Origin of the sequence: Bacillus thermotolerans, assembly GCF_000812025.2 — a bacterium.
Taxonomy (GTDB): Bacteria; Bacillota; Bacilli; order Bacillales; family Domibacillaceae; genus Quasibacillus; species Quasibacillus thermotolerans.
Genome location: NZ_JWJE02000065.1, coordinates 1 through 18,566 on the forward strand (window position 1 = coordinate 1; position 18,566 = coordinate 18,566).

General features: G+C 46.7%; 15 protein-coding genes and 7 tRNA genes. 16 read left to right on the forward strand and 6 right to left on the reverse strand.

Features of this window, described 5'->3' with window-relative positions; translation table 11 throughout:
* Positions 1–17: 17 nt before the first annotated feature.
* The 8 genes from QY97_RS17020 (at position 18) to QY97_RS17055 (ending at position 1,430) form a co-directional block, all read left to right on the forward strand.
* Positions 18–94: transfer RNA gene (locus QY97_RS17020), tRNA-Arg, on the forward strand.
* A gap of 7 nt (positions 95–101) precedes the next feature.
* Positions 102–175: transfer RNA gene (locus tag QY97_RS17025), tRNA-Pro, on the forward strand.
* 33 nt (positions 176–208) lie between these two features.
* Positions 209–281 (forward strand) — tRNA-Ala (locus tag QY97_RS17030).
* Positions 282–290: 9 nt separating this feature from the next.
* Positions 291–380: transfer RNA gene (locus QY97_RS17035), tRNA-Ser, on the forward strand.
* Positions 381–398: 18 nt separating this feature from the next.
* A tRNA-Gly gene (locus tag QY97_RS17040) sits at positions 399–472 on the forward strand.
* 11 nt (positions 473–483) lie between these two features.
* Positions 484–557: transfer RNA gene (locus QY97_RS17045), tRNA-Ile, on the forward strand.
* A gap of 6 nt (positions 558–563) precedes the next feature.
* Positions 564–635: transfer RNA gene (locus tag QY97_RS17050), tRNA-Asn, on the forward strand.
* Between the two features lie 354 nt (positions 636–989).
* Entirely contained in the window at positions 990–1,430 is a 441-nt protein-coding gene (locus QY97_RS17055) for a DoxX family protein (RefSeq protein WP_039236257.1), read from the forward strand.
* Positions 1,431–1,528: 98 nt separating this feature from the next.
* Here QY97_RS17055 and QY97_RS17060 read toward each other — a convergent pair whose 3' ends face one another.
* Positions 1,529–2,392, reverse strand: coding sequence for a metallophosphoesterase (locus tag QY97_RS17060; RefSeq protein ID WP_039236259.1), 864 nt, complete (start codon positions 2,390–2,392; stop codon positions 1,529–1,531).
* 235 nt (positions 2,393–2,627) lie between these two features.
* On the opposite strand from QY97_RS17060, the gene QY97_RS17065 reads away from it, so the two are divergent.
* On the forward strand, positions 2,628–3,563 hold the full coding sequence (locus QY97_RS17065) for an NADP-dependent oxidoreductase (protein ID WP_039236260.1): 936 nt from the start codon (positions 2,628–2,630) through the stop codon (positions 3,561–3,563).
* A 72-nt stretch (positions 3,564–3,635) separates the two neighbouring features.
* Here the strand turns inward: QY97_RS17065 and QY97_RS17070 are convergent, their stop codons facing one another.
* Complete coding sequence (locus tag QY97_RS17070; protein WP_039236262.1) at positions 3,636–4,469, reverse strand: TetR/AcrR family transcriptional regulator; 834 nt, start codon at positions 4,467–4,469, stop codon at positions 3,636–3,638.
* A gap of 90 nt (positions 4,470–4,559) precedes the next feature.
* On the opposite strand from QY97_RS17070, the gene QY97_RS17075 reads away from it, so the two are divergent.
* Positions 4,560–7,640, forward strand: a complete 3,081-nt coding sequence (locus QY97_RS17075) for an efflux RND transporter permease subunit (RefSeq protein WP_039236264.1) — start codon at positions 4,560–4,562, stop codon at positions 7,638–7,640.
* Positions 7,641–7,756: 116 nt separating this feature from the next.
* Here QY97_RS17075 and QY97_RS17080 read toward each other — a convergent pair whose 3' ends face one another.
* Positions 7,757–8,053 carry a Dabb family protein gene (locus QY97_RS17080; protein ID WP_039236265.1) on the reverse strand — a complete coding sequence of 99 codons (297 nt, stop codon included), beginning with the start codon at positions 8,051–8,053 and terminating at the stop codon, positions 7,757–7,759.
* Positions 8,050–9,318, reverse strand: coding sequence for a flavin-dependent oxidoreductase (locus tag QY97_RS17085; protein ID WP_198402949.1), 1,269 nt, complete (start codon positions 9,316–9,318; stop codon positions 8,050–8,052). The genes QY97_RS17080 and QY97_RS17085 overlap by 4 nt, the downstream gene beginning before the upstream one ends.
* 413 nt (positions 9,319–9,731) lie before the next feature.
* Here QY97_RS17085 and mbcS point away from each other — a divergent pair, with 413 nt between their 5' ends.
* Complete coding sequence (gene mbcS / locus QY97_RS17090) at positions 9,732–11,318, forward strand: acyl-CoA synthetase MbcS (RefSeq protein ID WP_039236270.1); 1,587 nt, start codon at positions 9,732–9,734, stop codon at positions 11,316–11,318.
* A gap of 74 nt (positions 11,319–11,392) precedes the next feature.
* The gene (locus QY97_RS17095; RefSeq protein WP_157761916.1) at positions 11,393–12,544 is read left to right on the forward strand and encodes a CaiB/BaiF CoA transferase family protein; all 1,152 of its coding nucleotides are present in this window, start codon (positions 11,393–11,395) and stop codon (positions 12,542–12,544) included.
* Positions 12,545–12,642: 98 nt separating this feature from the next.
* Here QY97_RS17095 and QY97_RS17100 read toward each other — a convergent pair whose 3' ends face one another.
* Entirely contained in the window at positions 12,643–13,236 is a 594-nt protein-coding gene (locus tag QY97_RS17100; protein WP_039236273.1) for a TetR/AcrR family transcriptional regulator, read from the reverse strand.
* Positions 13,237–13,561: 325 nt separating this feature from the next.
* Between QY97_RS17100 and QY97_RS17105 the strand changes: the two genes are divergently transcribed.
* Genes QY97_RS17105 through QY97_RS17115 form a run of 3 tightly spaced genes read left to right on the forward strand, consistent with a single transcriptional unit; the run spans position 13,562 to position 16,588 of the window.
* A complete protein-coding gene (locus QY97_RS17105) occupies positions 13,562–14,746 on the forward strand; it encodes an acyl-CoA dehydrogenase (RefSeq protein ID WP_046128550.1) in 1,185 nt (394 codons plus the stop codon).
* A 37-nt stretch (positions 14,747–14,783) separates the two neighbouring features.
* A complete protein-coding gene (locus tag QY97_RS17110; RefSeq protein ID WP_039236276.1) occupies positions 14,784–15,758 on the forward strand; it encodes a CoA transferase subunit A in 975 nt (324 codons plus the stop codon).
* Complete coding sequence (locus tag QY97_RS17115) at positions 15,758–16,588, forward strand: CoA-transferase subunit beta (RefSeq protein WP_198402950.1); 831 nt, start codon at positions 15,758–15,760, stop codon at positions 16,586–16,588. The genes QY97_RS17110 and QY97_RS17115 overlap by 1 nt, the downstream gene beginning before the upstream one ends.
* Before the next feature lie 79 nt (positions 16,589–16,667).
* On the opposite strand, the gene QY97_RS17120 is transcribed toward QY97_RS17115, so the two are convergent.
* Positions 16,668–17,153 carry a spore coat protein gene (locus QY97_RS17120; RefSeq protein WP_039236278.1) on the reverse strand — a complete coding sequence of 162 codons (486 nt, stop codon included), beginning with the start codon at positions 17,151–17,153 and terminating at the stop codon, positions 16,668–16,670.
* 207 nt (positions 17,154–17,360) lie between these two features.
* On the opposite strand from QY97_RS17120, the gene QY97_RS17125 reads away from it, so the two are divergent.
* Positions 17,361–18,413, forward strand: a complete 1,053-nt coding sequence (locus QY97_RS17125) for an S-layer homology domain-containing protein (protein WP_039236282.1) — start codon at positions 17,361–17,363, stop codon at positions 18,411–18,413.
* The last annotated feature ends 153 nt before the right edge of the window (positions 18,414–18,566 follow it).

Consider the following 18,566-nt stretch of genomic DNA (forward strand, 5'->3'; position numbering starts at 1 on the left):
TCCAGTGCTTACGGATTGCGCCCGTAGCTCAATTGGATAGAGCGTTTGACTACGGATCAAAAGGTTAGGGGTTCGACTCCTCTCGGGCGCGCCAGATTTTACGGGAAGTAGCTCAGCTTGGTAGAGCACTTGGTTTGGGACCAAGGGGTCGAAGGTTCGAATCCTGTCTTCCCGATCAGCTAAAAAGGTATATACTATATGAGATCATGGGGCCTTAGCTCAGCTGGGAGAGCGCCTGCTTTGCACGCAGGAGGTCAGCGGTTCGATCCCGCTAGGCTCCATTTTTTTATGGAGGAATACCCAAGTCTGGCTGAAGGGATCGGTTTCGAAAACCGACAGGCGGGTCATCCCGCGCGGGGGTTCAAATCCCTCTTCCTCCGCTTCACTTATTTACTCTTGCGGGTGTAGTTTAATGGTAAAACCTCAGCCTTCCAAGCTGATGTCGTGGGTTCGATTCCCATCACCCGCTCCATTAATAATAATGGGCCTGTAGCTCAGCTGGTTAGAGCGCACGCCTGATAAGCGTGAGGTCGATGGTTCAAGTCCATTCAGGCCCATTTTATTCCGCAGTAGCTCAGTGGTAGAGCAATCGGCTGTTAACCGATCGGTCGCAAGTTCGAATCTTGCCTGCGGAGTTTTTATTCAGGAAAGGGGTTACCGGAGACTTTCCTGTAGGCTGCAAGCCTGACAAAAGAGTCTAATTTCTCGTTCGTGATGAAACGAAGAAATTAGACTCTTTTTTTGCGTAGATCACTAGATAGATCAAATATCTTCTTCATAAACATTTACAATTTTTAATAATAATGAAACTGTACAATAATAATTAGCTGATACAATCAAAAATAGGTTGGATAACACGAGTGGTTATCATGGTATGTGGCGAAGGCGGGGCCAATACCCTTATGAAACCTGCGGCATGGAACAGGTCGTGGTCAAGGTATGAACGAAACACGGCTCTTTGTAAAAGAGAACGAGAGGGGGATATAGCAATGATGAACACTCAGGAAGCTGGGACGTTGTTATTGAGGCTCGTATTAGGCTTTACTTTTCTTGTCTATGGTGTTGATAAGTACAGAAACGGACTTGCCGACTTTGCGGCTGGTTTTCCGGACATGGGTTTGCCGAGTTTTGCAGGTTATCTTATCGCAAGTATTGAATTAGTTGGTGGAGCGGCGTTGTTGCTGGGTATAGCTACGCGGCTTTTTGCCGGTTTGCTTGCTTGTGTGATGGTTGGAGCTATTGTATTTGTGAAGCTGCCGGAAGGCTTTATTGGTGGGTATGAATTTAACATTGTCCTATTAGCCATGGCGATATATCTCGTTTTAAATGGGAGTCGCTGGTTGTCTCTAGATGCAGGGCTGTGGCCGGTCACATCTCGGTCCTCTCAAAGTGTCTATCACAGTAAATCATTAAATAAGCGAACGTCTTAATATGTACAAGGCTGTGCGGAGGCAGCCTTCTTTTTTATTCAAGCTTAACAGTCAGTCGTCATCGATAAGAATAAATAAAAAAGAAAAGACTTTTACGGTTACATGGCCGTTTGAGTCTTTTCTTTTGTTCGTTTATTTAAGCTTAATTGATGAAGCGCCATTTCAGGCCGGCTGCCCACTCTTATATTGACGGAGGTTTGTCCCAATCCTTCACTTATATAGAAAGGTCTCTTCTTATAATAATGAAGCCCCTTAATCATATTCATTTTCAGCATCCGGCGTCCGAGCGCAGCCAAGTGATAAGGCTTAGGCCAGCAGATTTGTCCGCCATGAAAATGGCCTGATAGCAGGTAATCAAATTCATATTTCTCCATGTGAAGAACAACGTTAGGGTCATGAGTTAACACTAACCGATATCCAGCTTTCAGATTAGCGAAGGCCGCTTTCAGGTTGCTTCTTTCCGTATGGAAATCATCTACCCCGATAATATTGACCTGTCTTCCTCTAACGTGAATGGTCACATGCTGGTTTTGAAGAGTTTGGCACCCATATTTTTCTAATACTTCTTTTAGCGTGTGAAAGTGTTTTCTCTTTAATGAATAGTCGCGATTCCCGAACACCGCATACATGCCATACGGTACATCTAATCGGTTCAACACTTTCAAATATGAAATCAGCTTAGGGATGTTTCGTCTTTTATCTAGATAGTCACCCGTAAGAGCAATAAGGTCAATCTTTTCATCTGCCAGTTTTTTATAAAGCTGTTCAGGTGCGATCGAGAGTTTTTCGATATGCATATCTGAAAGGTGCAGAACATTTAAAAGCGGACCAGCGGGATGATGAAAGCTGCCGGCTGTTAGATCTACTTTATTTAAGGCTACTTTCTGCGTATTTTTATGTGCTTTTCGTAGAAAAACAGACATAATAATTACAAGCAGAAAAGTGAGTAAAAACCATATCATTCCCTTTCCTCCTTCTCACCTATTATAAAGGAGCAAGAAGGGAATAATAGCGGTAATATGTGGGGAGATAACCACATCTATAGCTTGTGTGGTAAAGATGGGAAATAGAGGTCATTATAGAGTGCGGGTCTGTGAAGGTTTAATAGCTTATAGGAGAAGGAATGAAAGGAAACGAAAGGAAAGCATTCTTCCGTGCGGACTTTCAGCATAAATGACAGCTTAAGGAGGAAAAACAGTGAAGGCCATTATTATTGATCAATATGGAGGGAAAGAGCAGTTGAAGGAGGCTGACATGCAAAAGCCACGTGCAGCAAAAGACGAGGTGATTGTTAAGCTTCATGCCACGTCTGTCAATCCGATTGACTGGAAGCTTAGGGAGGGCTATTTGAAAGACATGCTGCCGTTTGAATTTCCGATCATATTAGGCTGGGATGCGGCAGGTATAGTAGAAGAAGCAGGGGAAAACGTCGAAGGTTTCAAACCGGGTGACCGGGTGTTTGCCCGTCCTGATACAACCAACAGAGGAACATACGCAGAATACACAGCTATAGACGCCCACCTGCTTGCTAGAATTCCGGATTCTATCAGCTTCGAGGAGGCTGCTTGTGTGCCCCTTGCCGGATTAACTGCTTGGCAGTGCTTATTTGACTTTGGTCAAGTGAAGGAAGGCGATCGTGTGCTCGTCCATGCCGGAGCCGGCGGCGTTGGAAGCTTTGCTATTCAACTGGCCAAGCATGCGGGAGCCTATGTGGCAACGACAGCTGGCACTCATAATGTAGAATTCCTAAAATCTCTTGGTGCAGATGAAGTCATCGATTATAAGCAGCAGGACTTTGAAACGGTGCTGCAGGACATGGATTTCGTACTGGATTCATTAGGCGGGGAAATCGAGGAAAAAAGCTTTACTGTCCTGAAGGAAGGTGGAAGGCTGGCTTCAATCGTTGCTGAACCAGACCAGCGGAAAGCTGAGCACAAGCGCATTCAGTCAAAAAATATTTGGCTCGTTCCTAATGGAGGGCAACTGGCTCAAATAGCTGACCTTTTAGAACAGGGCCACGTAAAGCCTATTATTGGGTATAGGTTCCCATTGACTGTTGAAGGAATGAGAGAGGCACATGCATTGAGCGAAAGCCACCATGCAAAAGGAAAAATTGTAATTAATATTCAATAAGCGAATGCGGGTATTTGAATTAGATAAAACAGGGGCTCTAACATGAAGAAAATGTTAGAGCCTTTTCAACAGTCAGGGTGTATATTTTTGTTTGACCAAGTAAACGAGCCACTTACATTGCTCATTGTTTGCCAAGTTATGAAGCAGCCCTAATAGAATCGCCTGGCTGATGCGTTCGCCCTGCAACTGCTCCTTTAAAATAGAGAGGGATTCAATCTCAATAGGATCCTCTACCTGGCTGGTTAACCTCTCGATTTCTTCAATAATATGAGAAGTGGAGAGTTCCTCAGGAGCGGGGTTTCGAACTAATTGTACGATTTCTTCTGTCAAGAAGGGCAGCTTCGTTTGTTCGGCGATAATATTGGTCTTTTCCACAAGTGTTTCGGACAGCAGCTGTAAATTAAAGGGCAGCTTGCCTGCAAAAAGCAGCTGGGAGTAGATGTGGATGAAGCCTTTCATAACGACGAGCACATCATATTTCGTATCCTCTATGCGTTCGCCGTATAGCTCATCGAGCAAACGAAGGGTTGCTTGATTCGTCAGATTATCATAGTAATTAATTTTCTCAATGAACGCATCATGGATAGATTGCAGCTGCTCCCTGAAGAGCACCTTTGCGAATTTCGCATATTTCTCAAATAGCTGGAAGGTCGTTAAGTAAAATTCATACAGTTTGATCTGGGGATCTTTCTCTTGTCTGACCACTTGGTCAATATCGGCTGTGATAAGCCTCATGAAATGATCAATAATTGAAAGCACAAGCTCATCTTTCGAGCTGAATGACAAGTAGAAAGCTCCTTTGGAAATGCCGCACTGCTCGGTGATTTGCTGTATAGAAGTCGCTTCAATCCCTTTCTCTGCAAATAATTCAATTGCTTTGTCTATAATAAGTTGTTTTTTTGTCACCTTTTTACCTCCGCTCCTCGTTGACAACTGACTGGTTAGTCATTACTATAAATAATTGTTGGGGAAGAGTCAAGAAAGGGAAGGTGAAGGGTGAATTCAATTATTAATTTCGTATTGAAAAACAAATTGGCCGTCTGGCTGCTGACCATTATCGTCGTTATCTCAGGGCTTTATTCGGCCACAAGAATGAAGATGGAAACGATTCCCGATGTGTCGATTCCATTTTTAACGGTGATGACCCCGTACCCGGGAGCGACACCGGAGCAAGTCATGGAAGATGTCTCCATACCGCTTGAGAAATCGCTTGAAAGCTTAGAAGGTGTTAAAGCGGTCTATTCTAACTCTTATTCCAGTCTGTCCAATATCCAGGTGGAATATGATTATGAGAAGAATATGGACGATGCGAAGCGCGAAGTACAAGATGTGCTGGAAGCAGTGACTTTGCCGGATAATACACAGGAGCCGACGATTTCACGGATCAGCATGAATATGATGCCGGTTTTAGCGCTTAGTGTAAGCAGTTCCGAAGAAGACATCATAGAATTGACTTCAACGGTAGAAGATGTGCTTATTCCTGATCTGGAAGGGATTGAAGGAGTGGCCTCGGTCACGGTGACAGGGCAGCATGTTGAGGAAGTTGAGTTAACGTATGATGAAGCCAAAATGGCTCAGCTCGGCATTACAGAGTCTGATGTCTCTGAAATGATCCAGGCGAGTGACATGAATGTCTCACTTGGCTTATTCGAGTTCCAAGAGGCGGAGCAGGCCGTTTCGGTGGACGGCAAATTTATGACAGCTGATGAGCTGAAAGAAATGCTGATCCCGGTTACTCCGTCTGCTCAGAATCCATCGCCATTTGTGAAGCTTGGGGATATTGCGGCGGTTGAAGTAGTCGGTAAAGTTGAGTCTGTTTCACGGACAAACGGTGAAGAGGCCATCGCGATCCAAATCGTGAAAGCGCAGGATGCCAATACCGTCACCGTCGTTAATGAAGTAAAAGAGCTCATGGCCGAACATGAGGAAAACATTGACGGGTTAGTGGTTGACACTACCCTTGACCAAGGTGCTCCTATTGAGGAATCCGTTGGAACGATGGTAAGTAAAGCAGTATTTGGCGGTGCCATCGCGGTATTGATCATTTTGCTGTTCCTTCGAGACTTTAAATCAACCATCATCTCTATTATCTCCATTCCTGTTTCAATTTTCATTGCCTTTCTCTTGTTAAATTGGATGGGTATTACGTTAAATATTATGACGCTCGGCGCCGTCACTGTAGCCATTGGGCGGGTCATTGATGATTCGATCGTCGTCGTTGAGAACATTTACCGGCGGCTGCATCTGAAGGAGGAAAAGCTTCACGGCAGAGCATTAATTCGTGCAGCGACGATTGAAATGTTCAAGCCGATCCTATCCTCCACGCTAGTAACAGTTGCCGTATTCGCGCCGCTCATCTTTGTTGGCGGAATGGTCGGCGAATTGTTCATGCCGTTTGCTTTAACGATGACCTTTGCGTTAGGCGCCTCCTTGCTTGTGGCGATTACGATTGTTCCAGCTTTATCGCATACGCTGTTTAAGAAGAAGCTGTACAGTCCGAAAGAGGAAAGCCGTCATAAAGAGCAAGGAAAACTAGCAAGCTACTATAAACGTGTGTTGAACTGGTCACTTAACCATAAAATCATCACCTCTTTAGCAGCGGTGCTGCTGTTGGCGGGCAGCTTAATGCTAACACCGCTAATTGGCTTCAGCTTCTTAGGAAGTGAAGAAGAAAAGGTTATGTATTTGACTTATACGCCTGAGCCAGGTGAGCTTGAGGACACCACACTCAAAAATATTGGTGTAGTCGAAGAGAAGATGCTTGAACGCGGCGATATAGATACCGTGCAGGTTTCTGTAACAGACAGCTCTGATCCGGCAGCTGCAATGATGGGCGGCGGGTCGAACGGAGCGTTGATGTACCTTATTTTCGATCCAGACATGGAGGGCTTCCCTGAAGCACGAACAGAAATAGAAGATTACATTGATACAATTGAACAGTCAGGTACTTGGCAAAGCCAGAACTTTTCGTCAGGCTCCATATCGAGCAATGAGCTGAGCTATACTTTGTACAGTGAGGATTTAGAAGATCTGCAGCAAGCCATTGCTGATGTAGAAGGCGTGATGGCTGAAAGCAAGCATTTGAAGGACGTGTCATCGAGCTTAGAGGAAAGCTATGATGAATTTGTTCTTCACACCGATCAGGAGACCTTGCTGCAGTATGGCTTAACGACTGGACAGATTGTCGCCATGTTAAATCCAACTGTAGAGAAGAACGTGCTGACAACGGTCCAGAAAGACGGCGAGGACTTAGAGGTGATTGTACAGAAGGAGGCAGACACACCAGCATCGATGGATGACCTGCTGGCACAAGAGGTACCAACGGCGACAGGTGTCCCTATGAAGCTGTCTAATCTTGTTGAGGTAGAGGAAAGCTCTGTATCCAATACGCTCGACCGCAGTGAAGGAAAGTATTATGCCTCTGTAACAGGTACGATTCTTGACGATGACATTACCAAGGCCTCTGCTGAAGTGGATGAGGAATTAGACAAGCTGGATCTGCCGAAAGGTGTAGAGCTGGGCGTATCCGGTGTAACAGCAGATATGGAAGAGACCTTTACACAACTGGGAGTGGCTATGCTGGCTGCCATTGCGATTGTGTATTTTATTCTAGTCGTTACATTTGGCGAAGGGCTCGCACCGTTTGCGATTCTGTTCTCCCTGCCATTTGCTGTCATTGGCGCGCTTGTCGGGCTATGGATCGCAGATGAGACGATTTCTGTCTCCGTTATGATGGGCCTTCTCATGCTGATTGGGATCGTGGTCACGAATGCGATTGTGCTGGTGGACCGGATCATTCATATGGAGCGTGACGGATTATCTATGCGCGAAGCGATTCTAGAAGCAGGGGCGACGCGTCTTCGACCTATTCTCATGACCGCTATTGCCACGATTGGTGCGCTGATCCCGTTAGCGATAGGCTCTGAAGGCAGCGGCTTAATTTCAAAAGGACTAGGCATTACAGTCATTGGCGGCTTAACAAGCTCTACTTTGTTAACGTTGCTGATTGTGCCGATCGTATACGAAATCCTTTCAAAGCTGTTTAAGAAAAACCGTAAGGACATTCAGGAAGATTAAACGAAGAAACTCTAACGAACACCCTGGCACATAGAAGAAAGCTTAAAAACTCCCCAGCCCTCATCTAACAGGGCTGGGGAGTTCTTCATTTGATCAGCAGCAAAATGACACGGTGCTCAATGTATTTCGAAATCAACGACGATTAAATCGGCAAGTCCTATTTCTCTTAAATAGGAAACGATTTTTTGGTGTTCAGGGTGAGGGTCATAATTTGCTAACGCGGCCCGATCGGTAAAGCGAACGGTTAGCCCGACTTCATAGCCCTTGCTTCGGCTGGAAAAGTTGCGTCCTTGCTGAATATCGATGATTCCTGGAATGGCCTTTTTCAAACGTAATGTTCTCTCGATTAGCTCATCTACTTGTGCCTTAGTCGGTTCATTGGAAAACTTGATTAACACAATATGCTCAATCACTCGGCTTCCGCTCCAATCTTGCTGTTCAATGTTTGGCGGTCAAAGCCGGCTACCTTTTTATATTTATTGGCGATATCCTCTAATTCCTGCTGGGAAATGACATCGTGCAAGTTGTCAAAGCCGTTTGGTGCCCGCTCCTCTACGATTTGCATCACACTTTCCGGTCCGTTTTGACGGTTGCTTAGTACAATGGAAGCTGTCGGGCCTCTGCGCGCTTCCTCATAAGCAGTTAAGGTTGCCTCTACGCTTGGCTGCTCGATAAACGCTTCACCTAGGGCATCCGCATCCAATATGGCCTGTGAAGCACCATTCGAGCCGATAGGGTACATTGGGTGAGCGGCATCGCCAAGCAAGGTCACTCTTCCGAATGTCCACTGCGGAAGCGGGTCACGGTCCACCATTGGAAATTCAAAGACGGTGTCTGTTTCTTCAATGAGTTTAGGTACATTCAGCCAGCCAAAATCCCATTCGGAGAAAGCCGGAGCAAAGGTTTCCTTATCCACTTGCCGGTTCCAGTCGCTGCGAGGAGGTACGCCTCCTGGAACAGCCAGCTCCGCAATCCAGTTAACTAAGGAACGTCCCTTTGCTGCTGCGTCAGGGCACACGGGGTAGGCGACAAATTTCTGATCCTGGTAGCCTGACATAATCATCGATCTGCCTGTCAGGAACGGGGGGGATTCGGTGATGCCCCGCCACAAGATCCGTCCGCTGAATTTAGGTAGCCCTTCATTCGGATAGAAGAATTTGCGGACAGCTGAATGAATTCCGTCTGCGGCTATAAGAAAGTCCGCCCGGTATGTACCAGCGTGTTCTCCGGTCTTTTTATTTTTAAAGAGAGCTTCAATCTCATTATCAGATACTTGAAAAGAATCGAAATGGTGACCTGTAAAGATGGCATCTTCACCGATCTGTTCCTTGACTGCGTCAAGAAGAAGCATATGCAAACGCCCGCGGTGAATAGAATACTGCGGCCATTTATAGCCAGCATCCAGTCCTCTCGGCTCATGCCAGATCTTTTGCCCAAATTTATTGTAGTAGTTTAACTCAGCTGTAGGCAGCCCAGTTTGTTTAAGCTTTTCCGCTAAGCCCAGTTCTGTCAGCACACGGACAGCGTGTGGCAGAAGATTAATCCCTACGCCTAGCGCTTTAATGGTTTCTACACTTTCAAATACACGCACTGACACGCCAACGCGGTGAAGTTTAAGAGCGGAAATAAGCCCTCCGATTCCGCCGCCGACGATAATAGCCGTTTTTTTCTCACTCAAGATGATCTCCCCCATATGAACAATGTTGTTTTCTACTAAATCTGTGATGAAGTTAGTTACCTTTTCATTATTACATAACTTTTTGTTTTTTCAATCTTTACTGAAAATCTTAAATAATTAAAAATAGATTCCAAGTATGACAGGAAGCCGGGGAGAAAATGTTTTATTTATCTAAATATTTATAAAAATTAGATAAATGGATTGACTCACAAAAATGAATTGATTAAAATACAAATACAGACTGCAGTCTCTAACTACTAGGTCATCTTTCCGTAAAAAGAGATTGCGAATAACATCCTCTAAGAATTTCATTCGCTTTATTCAGGATCAAAGACTAGCGGCGTTAAGCGAAAGCGTTTATATGAATGTAAGCGTTTTCTTTTAGTGTGAAAGAATTAAAGGAGGAATGCAGTATGACGGAAAATTTAGTAGCACCTGAGTTTTATAACATGGCTCAGGACATTGACAGGCATGCCGATCAGCCCGGCAAATTAGCTTTAATATGGGAGAACGAGGCGGGGAATACCCGGGAGGTTACGTATCTAGGCCTGCGTCAGGAATCAAATAAATTCGCGAATGCTTTAAAGGCGCTGGGCTTAGAAAAGGGAGACAGGGTGATCATTACACTTCCAAGAATCCCGGAAGCCTATTATGCGTATTTAGCCGCTTTGAAGCTGGGCTTAGTCATTTCTCCAGGATCAGAAATGCTGGTGGCAAAGGACTTGCTTTATCGTGCGGTCCATTCGCAGGCGAAGGCGGTCATTTGCTATCACCAATTGACGGAGCAGTTTGACAAGATACGGACAGAAGCGGAGAGCCTGCAGCACTTTATTGCTGTCGGAAAGGAAGTAGATGGGTGGCTCAGCTACCAGCAGCTAGTGGAGAATCAGTCTGATCAGTGTGAAATAGTGAAAACCCGTTCAGATGATTTGGCTTTCCTCAATTATACGTCCGGCACGACTGGAAATCCAAAGGGAGTCATCCATCACCACAGCTGGGCTTTTGCCCATCAGGCCGTTGCGGCAAAGCTTTGGATGGATATTAGAGAAACGGACATTGTCTGGGCCACTGCAGGACCGGGCTGGGCGAAATGGAACTGGAGTCCATTTATTTCTACACTGGGAAGCGGAGCAACCGGCCTTGTGTATCACGGGAAATTCGACGCCCAGAAGTATTTAAGCCTGCTCGAGAAGCATCAAGTAAACGTGTTATGCTGCACTCCGACAGAATATCGTTTAATGGCGAAGCAGGATAACCTGGATCAGTACAAGCTGCCCCATCTGCGCAGTACAGTCAGCGCTGGAGAGCCGCTGAACCGGCAGGTGATCGATACGTTCAAGCGCTGCTTCAATGTGCAGGTGCGGGATGGGTATGGACAGACGGAGAATACGATATTAGTAGGAACGCTGATGGGAATGGAGGTCAAGCCGGGATCCATGGGAAAACCTTCTCCAGGAAACCGCGTAGCCATTATTGATGAGAATGGAAACCCGCTTCCAGCTGGAAAGGTTGGAGATATTGCTGTGCACCGGGATGCTCCAGCTTTGTTCAAGGGATATTTGAATGACCCTGAACGTACGGCAAAAGCATTCCGCGGAGATTGGTATTTAACAGGGGACCAGGCTCAAATGGATGAGGATGGATACTTTTGGTTTGAAGGGCGTTCTGACGATATCATTATTAGCTCCGGCTACACCATCGGGCCATTCGAGGTGGAAGATGCTTTGACAAAACACCCATCCGTGCGGGAATGTGCGGTCGTAGCGAGCCCGGACGAAATTCGAGGTGCCATCGTGAAGGCCTTCGTCGTTTTAAAGGATCCATCAGCGGGCAGCAACGAATTAGCGAAGGAGCTTCAGGATCATGTAAAGACGATCACAGCGCCTTATAAGTACCCGAGAGAGATTGAATTTGTTTCAGAGCTCCCTAAAACAACATCAGGAAAAATTCGGCGTTTGGAGCTAAGGCAGCGTGAGAAAGAGAAGAAAATGTATATTTAACAGACAAGGCCTCTTTTTATGTATGACTTCGTTCTGTATCGAGCCTGCTAAATGGCGGCAGTGAGAGAGCAGGAGTGACAGCCAGCAAAGGAGCTGATAACGTGCTTAAAGGACTGAAGGTATTAGATTTCTCACGGTATTTGCCCGGCCCTTATGCCAGCCTGCGCCTCGCTGAATGGGGGGCAGAAGTGGTAAAGGTAGAGACCGCGCCGCTCGGTGATCCTGCTCGCAAAATGGAACCGTATCTTGAAGAGACGGGTGCGGTTCATCTGGCGTGCAATCACGGGAAAAAGAGCTTGCTTGTGGATATAAAGACGGGGAAGGATCTCCCTGTCATTCACCAGCTGCTGGAAAAGGCGGATGTCGTGATTGAGAGCTATCGCCCAGGGATTGCTGACCGGATCGGCATCGGCTATCAAAAGGCGAAAGAGCTGAATCCAGAAATTATTTATTGTTCCTTGAGCGGATACGGCCAACGAGGAGCAATGAAGCAAATGGGAGGCCATGACCTTAATTATATGGCGGTAAGCGGCATGCTTCATGGACTGGCTGGACACGGAGGAACGCTCAGCGTACCGGATATGACGGCCGCAGACCTTGCAGGGGGAATGGCTGCCGCAGAAGCCATTCTGGCTGCATACATTCATCGCTTGAAAACAGGGGAGGGCGCCTATTTGGACATCTCTCTCGTCGACGCGCTGCTTTCCTGGCAAGGTGTTAATAACATGATGTCCCAGGCAGAGGGCAGGGGCACTTCTCTTGGAGAGGAGCTGCGGAAGGTCATCAGCTATCAGGTGTATGAAACGAAGGATGGACGTTTTATGGCTTTAGGAGCGCTTGAAGAGAAGTTCTGGGTGAATTTCTGCCGAGCGATTGGACAAGAGGCCTGGATTCCTTATCACCGGTCGCCTGCGTCACCCGGGAACCCTGTCTATAAGGAAGTGCAGGAGCTGTTTAGCCAGCATGATTTTTCTTACTGGTCTCGGCTGGCGGAAAAGGTGGATGCTTGTTTAACACCTGTATTAACGCAGACAGAAGCTCTTGTCCACCCGTTAGCCAAGGAACGGAAAGCTTTACGGGAAGTGACCTTTAAAGAGAAGAGATTTCATGCAGTAAACGCGGTTCCAGGACGAAAGGCAACCGATGCTTCCTACATAGCCGAGCTGGGTGAGCATTCTGAAGAAATATTAAAGGACTGGCTAGGCGTCGAGCAGCCAAGTTCATAAAAAAGACGAAGGGGCAGAAGGGGGCGTTTATAAGCGCTTCCTTCTGCCCCAGCTTTATTTGTTTTTGTGAATCCCTTCACAACATATTTTGCCGCTTTCTACTTCTTTAATCCTTCCAGCAAGGCACGCATGACCTTCTGAATCTCCATTAAGAGGTCAAATTCATCACCGCTCATGCACCAGTCATATAAGGTGCCGCGCATACATCTTGTGATGATCGCGGTAATTTCCTCATCAGACAGCTCCCTTTTAAATTCTCCTGCTTCCTGTCCTTCATGGACAAACTCTTTAACAATTTTAAAAAGTACTCGGTCTTTGTCTAAGAAGTAGTTATGGCTAGGTGAGGCATTGGTGTATAGCGTCCGAAACAAGCCTTTCCCCCAGGAGTCTCTTAGAAATACCATTTGAGATTCGGAGAAGTGCAGCAGCTTCTCGCTGGCGCTGGCTTCTTTTGGAAGTGTGTGAGTGAATTCCAAGTAGAATGCGTCAATCTCCTTAAATTTCTCCAGGAAGATTTCATACTTTGATTTAAAGTGGGTATAAAAGGCGCCTTTTGACGTGCCGCTGAGCTTCACGATTTCATCGACGGTCGTTTCATCAAATGACTTCTCGCTGAAAAGCGACAAGGCAGCCTCTAAAATTTTCTTCCTCGTTTGTTTTGCTTTTATTTTTCGGGGAGTTAGCTCTGGCATCCGATAATCTCCTTCATCCATGTAAGAGGTGCTATTAATAAGTCATTTTAGCACAAATACACCAAATGATGAATTCAAGAAAAGAAGCTTTCAAGAGAAGAAAGACATTTATTTTTAAAATTTAAAGAATTATCAAAAAATATTGACGATTGAATAAGCGGGCATTAAAATAAAACTACAGACTGCAGTCTGAGACTGTAGTCTCTATTTGGCACCCCCTATTCTCTAGTCAGCTGGACACCTGCTTTCAGCCTTGAACAGCTGGCTAGTATTTTTGACGACGAAAAGATAAATACGAGTCAAGGAACAGGCAGGAGGAAGAATCATGAGTTTAAATTTTACAGATGAACAAGACATGATGAGAAAAATGGTGCGGGATTTTGCTGAACATGAGATTGCGCCATTTATTGAAACGATGGAGGAAACAGATGAATACCCATTGCAGATTATCCGGAAGATGGGTGATTACGGCTTGATGGGCATCCCCATTCCGACAGAGTACGGGGGAGCAGGTGCTGACTTTACCTCTTACATACTGGCCATTCATGAGCTTGCGAAGGTCAGTGCCACGGTCGGTGTGATCTTATCCGTTCATACCTCCGTTGGCACCAATCCGATTCTCTATTTTGGGACGGAGGAGCAAAAGAGAAAGTATATACCGAAGCTCGCTTCTGGAGAGTATATTGGCGCTTTCGCCCTTACAGAGCCAAATGCAGGGTCAGACGCAGGGAAGATACGTACAAGCGCAGTGAAAAGGGGAGAGAAATATATCTTAAATGGGTCGAAGGTGTTTATTACGAATGGAGGCGCCGCAGATACTTACATAACATTTGCGGTCACCGACCCTGACGCTGGTTCTAGAGGGATCTCTGCCTTTATCGTGGAGAAAGATACACCTGGCTTCTCCATAGGTAAAAAGGAAAAGAAAATGGGCTTGCATGGCTCTAATACAACGGAGTTAATTTTTGAACATGCGGAGGTCCCGGAGGAGAATCTGCTTGGTCAGGAAGGGGAAGGCTTTAAAATTGCCATGGCCAACCTGGATGCAGGCCGGATTGGCATAGCGGCCCAAGCTCTCGGGATTGCCGAGGCGGCTCTCGCATGCTCGATTCAATATGCTCAGGAAAGGGTTCAATTTGAAAAGGCGCTCGCAGCGAATCAAGGGATTTCGTTCAAAATTGCAGATATGGCGACGGATGTAGAAGCGGCCCGGCTTCTCGTCTATCGGGCAGCTGAACTTCGCACCCGCGGAGTGAAATGCGGCAAAGAAGCTTCCATGGCGAAGCGGTTCGCAACGGACACAGCGATGAGAGCAGCGACAGAAGCGGTTCAGGTATATGGCGGATATGGCTATACGAAAGAGTATCCTGTCGAGAGACTTTTCCGTGACGCTAAGATCACGCAAATCTATGAAGGAACAAATGAGATTCAAAGAGTCGTCATCTCTAAATATATTTTGGGTGAGAAAGATAAGAAAACACCGAACAGGCCGGTGGGCAGTTCATTATAAATCAATGAGCTTAAGTAAGAGAAAGGAGCGGAAAAATATGCAGGACAAGCAGTGTTCTTTGAAGGAAGCCGTGCAAATGATTTCAAACGGAAGCACACTCACCTTCAGCGGCTTTACCATTTGGCGGCGGCCCATGGCGGTGATCTTTGAGATGATTCGGCAGGGGAAGAACAACCTTCATTTAATTGAGGTCAATTCAGGCTCTCATTCCGAGATGCTGATTGGGGCAGGAGCGGTCTCGATCTGGGAATCGTGCTGGATTGGACATGAGCTGTACGGCAAGGTTCCTTATTGTTTAGACCGGAAGATGAAATCGGGCGACATTACGGCGGAGGATTACAGTCATCAGCATATTCTGTATCGGATGCAGGCTGGCGCTGCAGGCATTCCCTATATGCCTACCTGGGCGTCACGGGGAACGGATATTTTGAATCCTGAATATGACATGCTAGGCAAGGCCGGTCTCCGGGATGGACAGAACCCGCGTATTCCTCGCCAGAAGTATGCGTTTGTCTCAGATCCATTCTACGGAGAGGGAGAAATGATTCTTGTGCCTGCAGCCAGACCGGACGTATGTATCATTCATGCTCAGCAGGCAGGGGAAGAAGGGACGGTTCGTGTCATGGGGCAGACGTTCTCCGATGCACAGGCTGCCAAGGCGGCGGATAAGGTCATTGTGATAGCGGAAGAAATTGTCCCGGAATCTTATTTGCGGGAGGAACCGGACCGTAATTTGCTGCCAAGCTACTTAGTCGATGCGGTAGTGGAGGTGCCATGGGGGGCTTATCCTACTGGGGTGTACGGCTACTATGACGTAGATGGCGCTTTTCTTCGTGAATTTGCATCCGCTTCCAAAAATGAGGCAAGCCTTGAGGCTTGGTTCGGTGAGTGGGTATACGGGGTCGAAAGCCACGAGGAATTTTTGGACAAGCTGACTGTCTCTCATCTTATGTCTTTGAAGGCAAATGGTTATCATAAGTACAGCACTCGAGTAAAGAGGGGGGTCAAGTGATGGAAAAGGCATTGATGCAAAGAGAGGGCTATGCCGCTCTTGATGAATATACATCTGCTGATTTATTGGCTGTGGCAGCTGCCCGTGAGGTACGTGAGGAGGAGGTCGTCTTCGCGGGTACGGGCCTTCCTATGCTGGCGATCATGCTAGCGCAAGTGAGCGGCACGAGCTGCAAGGTTATTTACGAGGCAGGGACGATTGAATCACAAAGCCGCTCACTGCCTTCCTCCGTGGGTGATCCGCGCTGCGTAACGGGATGTTCGATCGCTTCAGGATTATTGGATGTTTTTGACCAGCTGCAAAGGGGGAGAATCGATTTAGCCTTCTTAGGCGGTGCAGAAATTGATCAGTACGGAAATGTAAATACCACCGTTATAGGCGATTATTTGCACCCGGATGTGCGCTTTCCCGGCAGCGGCGGAAACTCGGATATTAACTCTTTATCGAAGAGGACAGTGTTTATCATGCTGCAGGAAAAACGCCGCTTCAAGGAACAGGTGGACTATATTACTTCTCCCGGCTGGCGTGTCCGTCACTGGCCTTCAGGAGAATGGGTGCACCGCCGCAGGGCCTACGGCCAAAAGTTTGCAGGCGGGCCCACCGCGGTGATTACGAATATGGCCGTGTATCGCTTTGATGAAGAAAGCGGGAGGATGTATGTCGACACGATTCACCCGGGAGTAGCAAAGGACATGCTGCAAGAGAATGCAGGTTTCCCCCTTGACTTTTCCCGGTGCCGAGGGGAGACAGTTCCCCCTACCTATGAGGAGCTGGATATCCTTTATCAAGTCGTCGATCCAGAAGGGGTATTTCTTGCGAAGAAATCATGAGCTAGAAAAGAAAAAACTGATCGCAGGTCGATCAGTTTTTTTGTATGGATCAGCGCCAAAGGCAGAACCAGAGTCTTTCTTACATGGATAGGGCATTTTTCGCCAGTACGATATCATGCTGAAGCAGTTTATTTAAATCATACGAAGGATATAGGCCGTTTTTGTACATGTAGCGGTAAATTCGTTCATGAGAATCAATCGCCTGATTCAGCTGCTTTTTTAATATTTGCCGCAAAGCAGGTGTTGCTGTCTCGGTGATCGCTACCCCATAGTTTCTGACGGCTGCTTTGGCAAAGCTCAGGAGGTCCCCGGCCAGGAAGCTGTCAGCCACGCGGTATTCATTAGACGGACCGGGATGAGGAGCATATGGATAAAATTGCAAAAGTTCTTTTAAGTTCATCTCCAGCTCCTGGATCGTTCTCATATAAATGTTCTTTAAGCTCTGATCCTGAATCTCCTTCAATCCCATTTTTGTCTTCATTAACCCGATGGATTGGAAAGCAACGAGCTCATGAAGCTCCAATGTTTCATGCCAAGCAAGTGTTGGCTGATGATATGGATCCATGTGTTCTCCCCTTTTTTTTAATGGCCTCTCCCCGCTAGTGTATGACCAGGAGCAGGTTTAAGTTCTTGCCTCCTATGGTGATGGAAAAATGTTCTACTTATCCGTCCGAAAACAGATTAATAGATTCCTAAATTTGAAAAAATTGGTACAATGAAACATATAGAACGAAATATACATACTTATAAAAAGGACAAGGGGAGAACGAATATGAAAAAGATGAAACGTGTACTTGCCGCTGCTGTAGCAGGGGGAATGCTTCTTTCGAGCGCATCCCCGGCATCCGGCCACGCGAAAGAAATTGATCTGCCGCCATTGTATGAAACAGCAAAGCCTTTGCCGTTTACGGATGTATCGGAGGATTCGAGGTATTCAGATAGCGTGGAGTTTCTCTATACATATAAAATGTCCAATGGGCTGACGAGGACGAAATTTGGCGTGGCTGAAAATTTAACACGGGTCGATGCGATGATGCTGTTAGGGAATTATGCAAGAGCAGATGCTTATTACGCTGGTGCGAACCAAGCGCCATTTACAGATGTGCCGGCGCGTGCGATGAACATGATTTCTTCTCTATATGAAGCAAGGCTGATTGCGGGGAAAACCCCGACTAAACTAGATTCTTTCTCTACGATCACGAGGGGAGAGGCGGCTATTATTCTAGCAAGGGCTGCCGCCTCTATAGCAGGTGTTCCTCGTGTGTCCGGCAAATTCCCTTTCACAGATGCGACAGGAAGATACGAAAAGCCTGTCCACATCCTGTACCAGGCAGGGATTGCCCGAGGCAAAACAGAGACGAGGTTTGGGGTGCACGACCCTTTAACGAGAGGGGAGTTTGCGATAATGCTGTATAACCTCCACCAGCTTGAAATTAAATTTCATCCCTCGGACACATCCCGCTACGGAGAACTGCCTTCCTCGGGTAACGGATTGACCATGTCTTTAGAAAAGGATGTATTCAAGGCGACAGACGAAAAGGTAACCGTAGAAATGACAAATACGAGCGAAGGGACCTACGACCTTAACAGCAGCCTCACACTCGAAAAGAAAGTGGGGGATGAGTGGGTGCCTATCCGTTATTGGGGCATCGCCTTCCCGGATACGATGTACAGCATAGAGCCAGGAGGCACATTCCAAAATAGGGTGCCTTTAGGATACTTGAGATACAAATTGGGTGAGGGGGAATACAGAGTAGTAGAATCCTTCTCCTCAGATACAGAAGGGGAGACGACACTGGCCGTTCCGTTTAAAGTGGTGGAGTAACACGTTTTATGCCAATTTACCAAAAACATTGATAGGAAAATAAAAGAAGGGGGCGAGATCATTGAATTGCGCCCTATAAAGTAGACAGTTTAATAAAAAGAGATGCTGCTTTCTACGCAGCGATGAGATGACTCCGGTAAGCTGCTGGAGTCA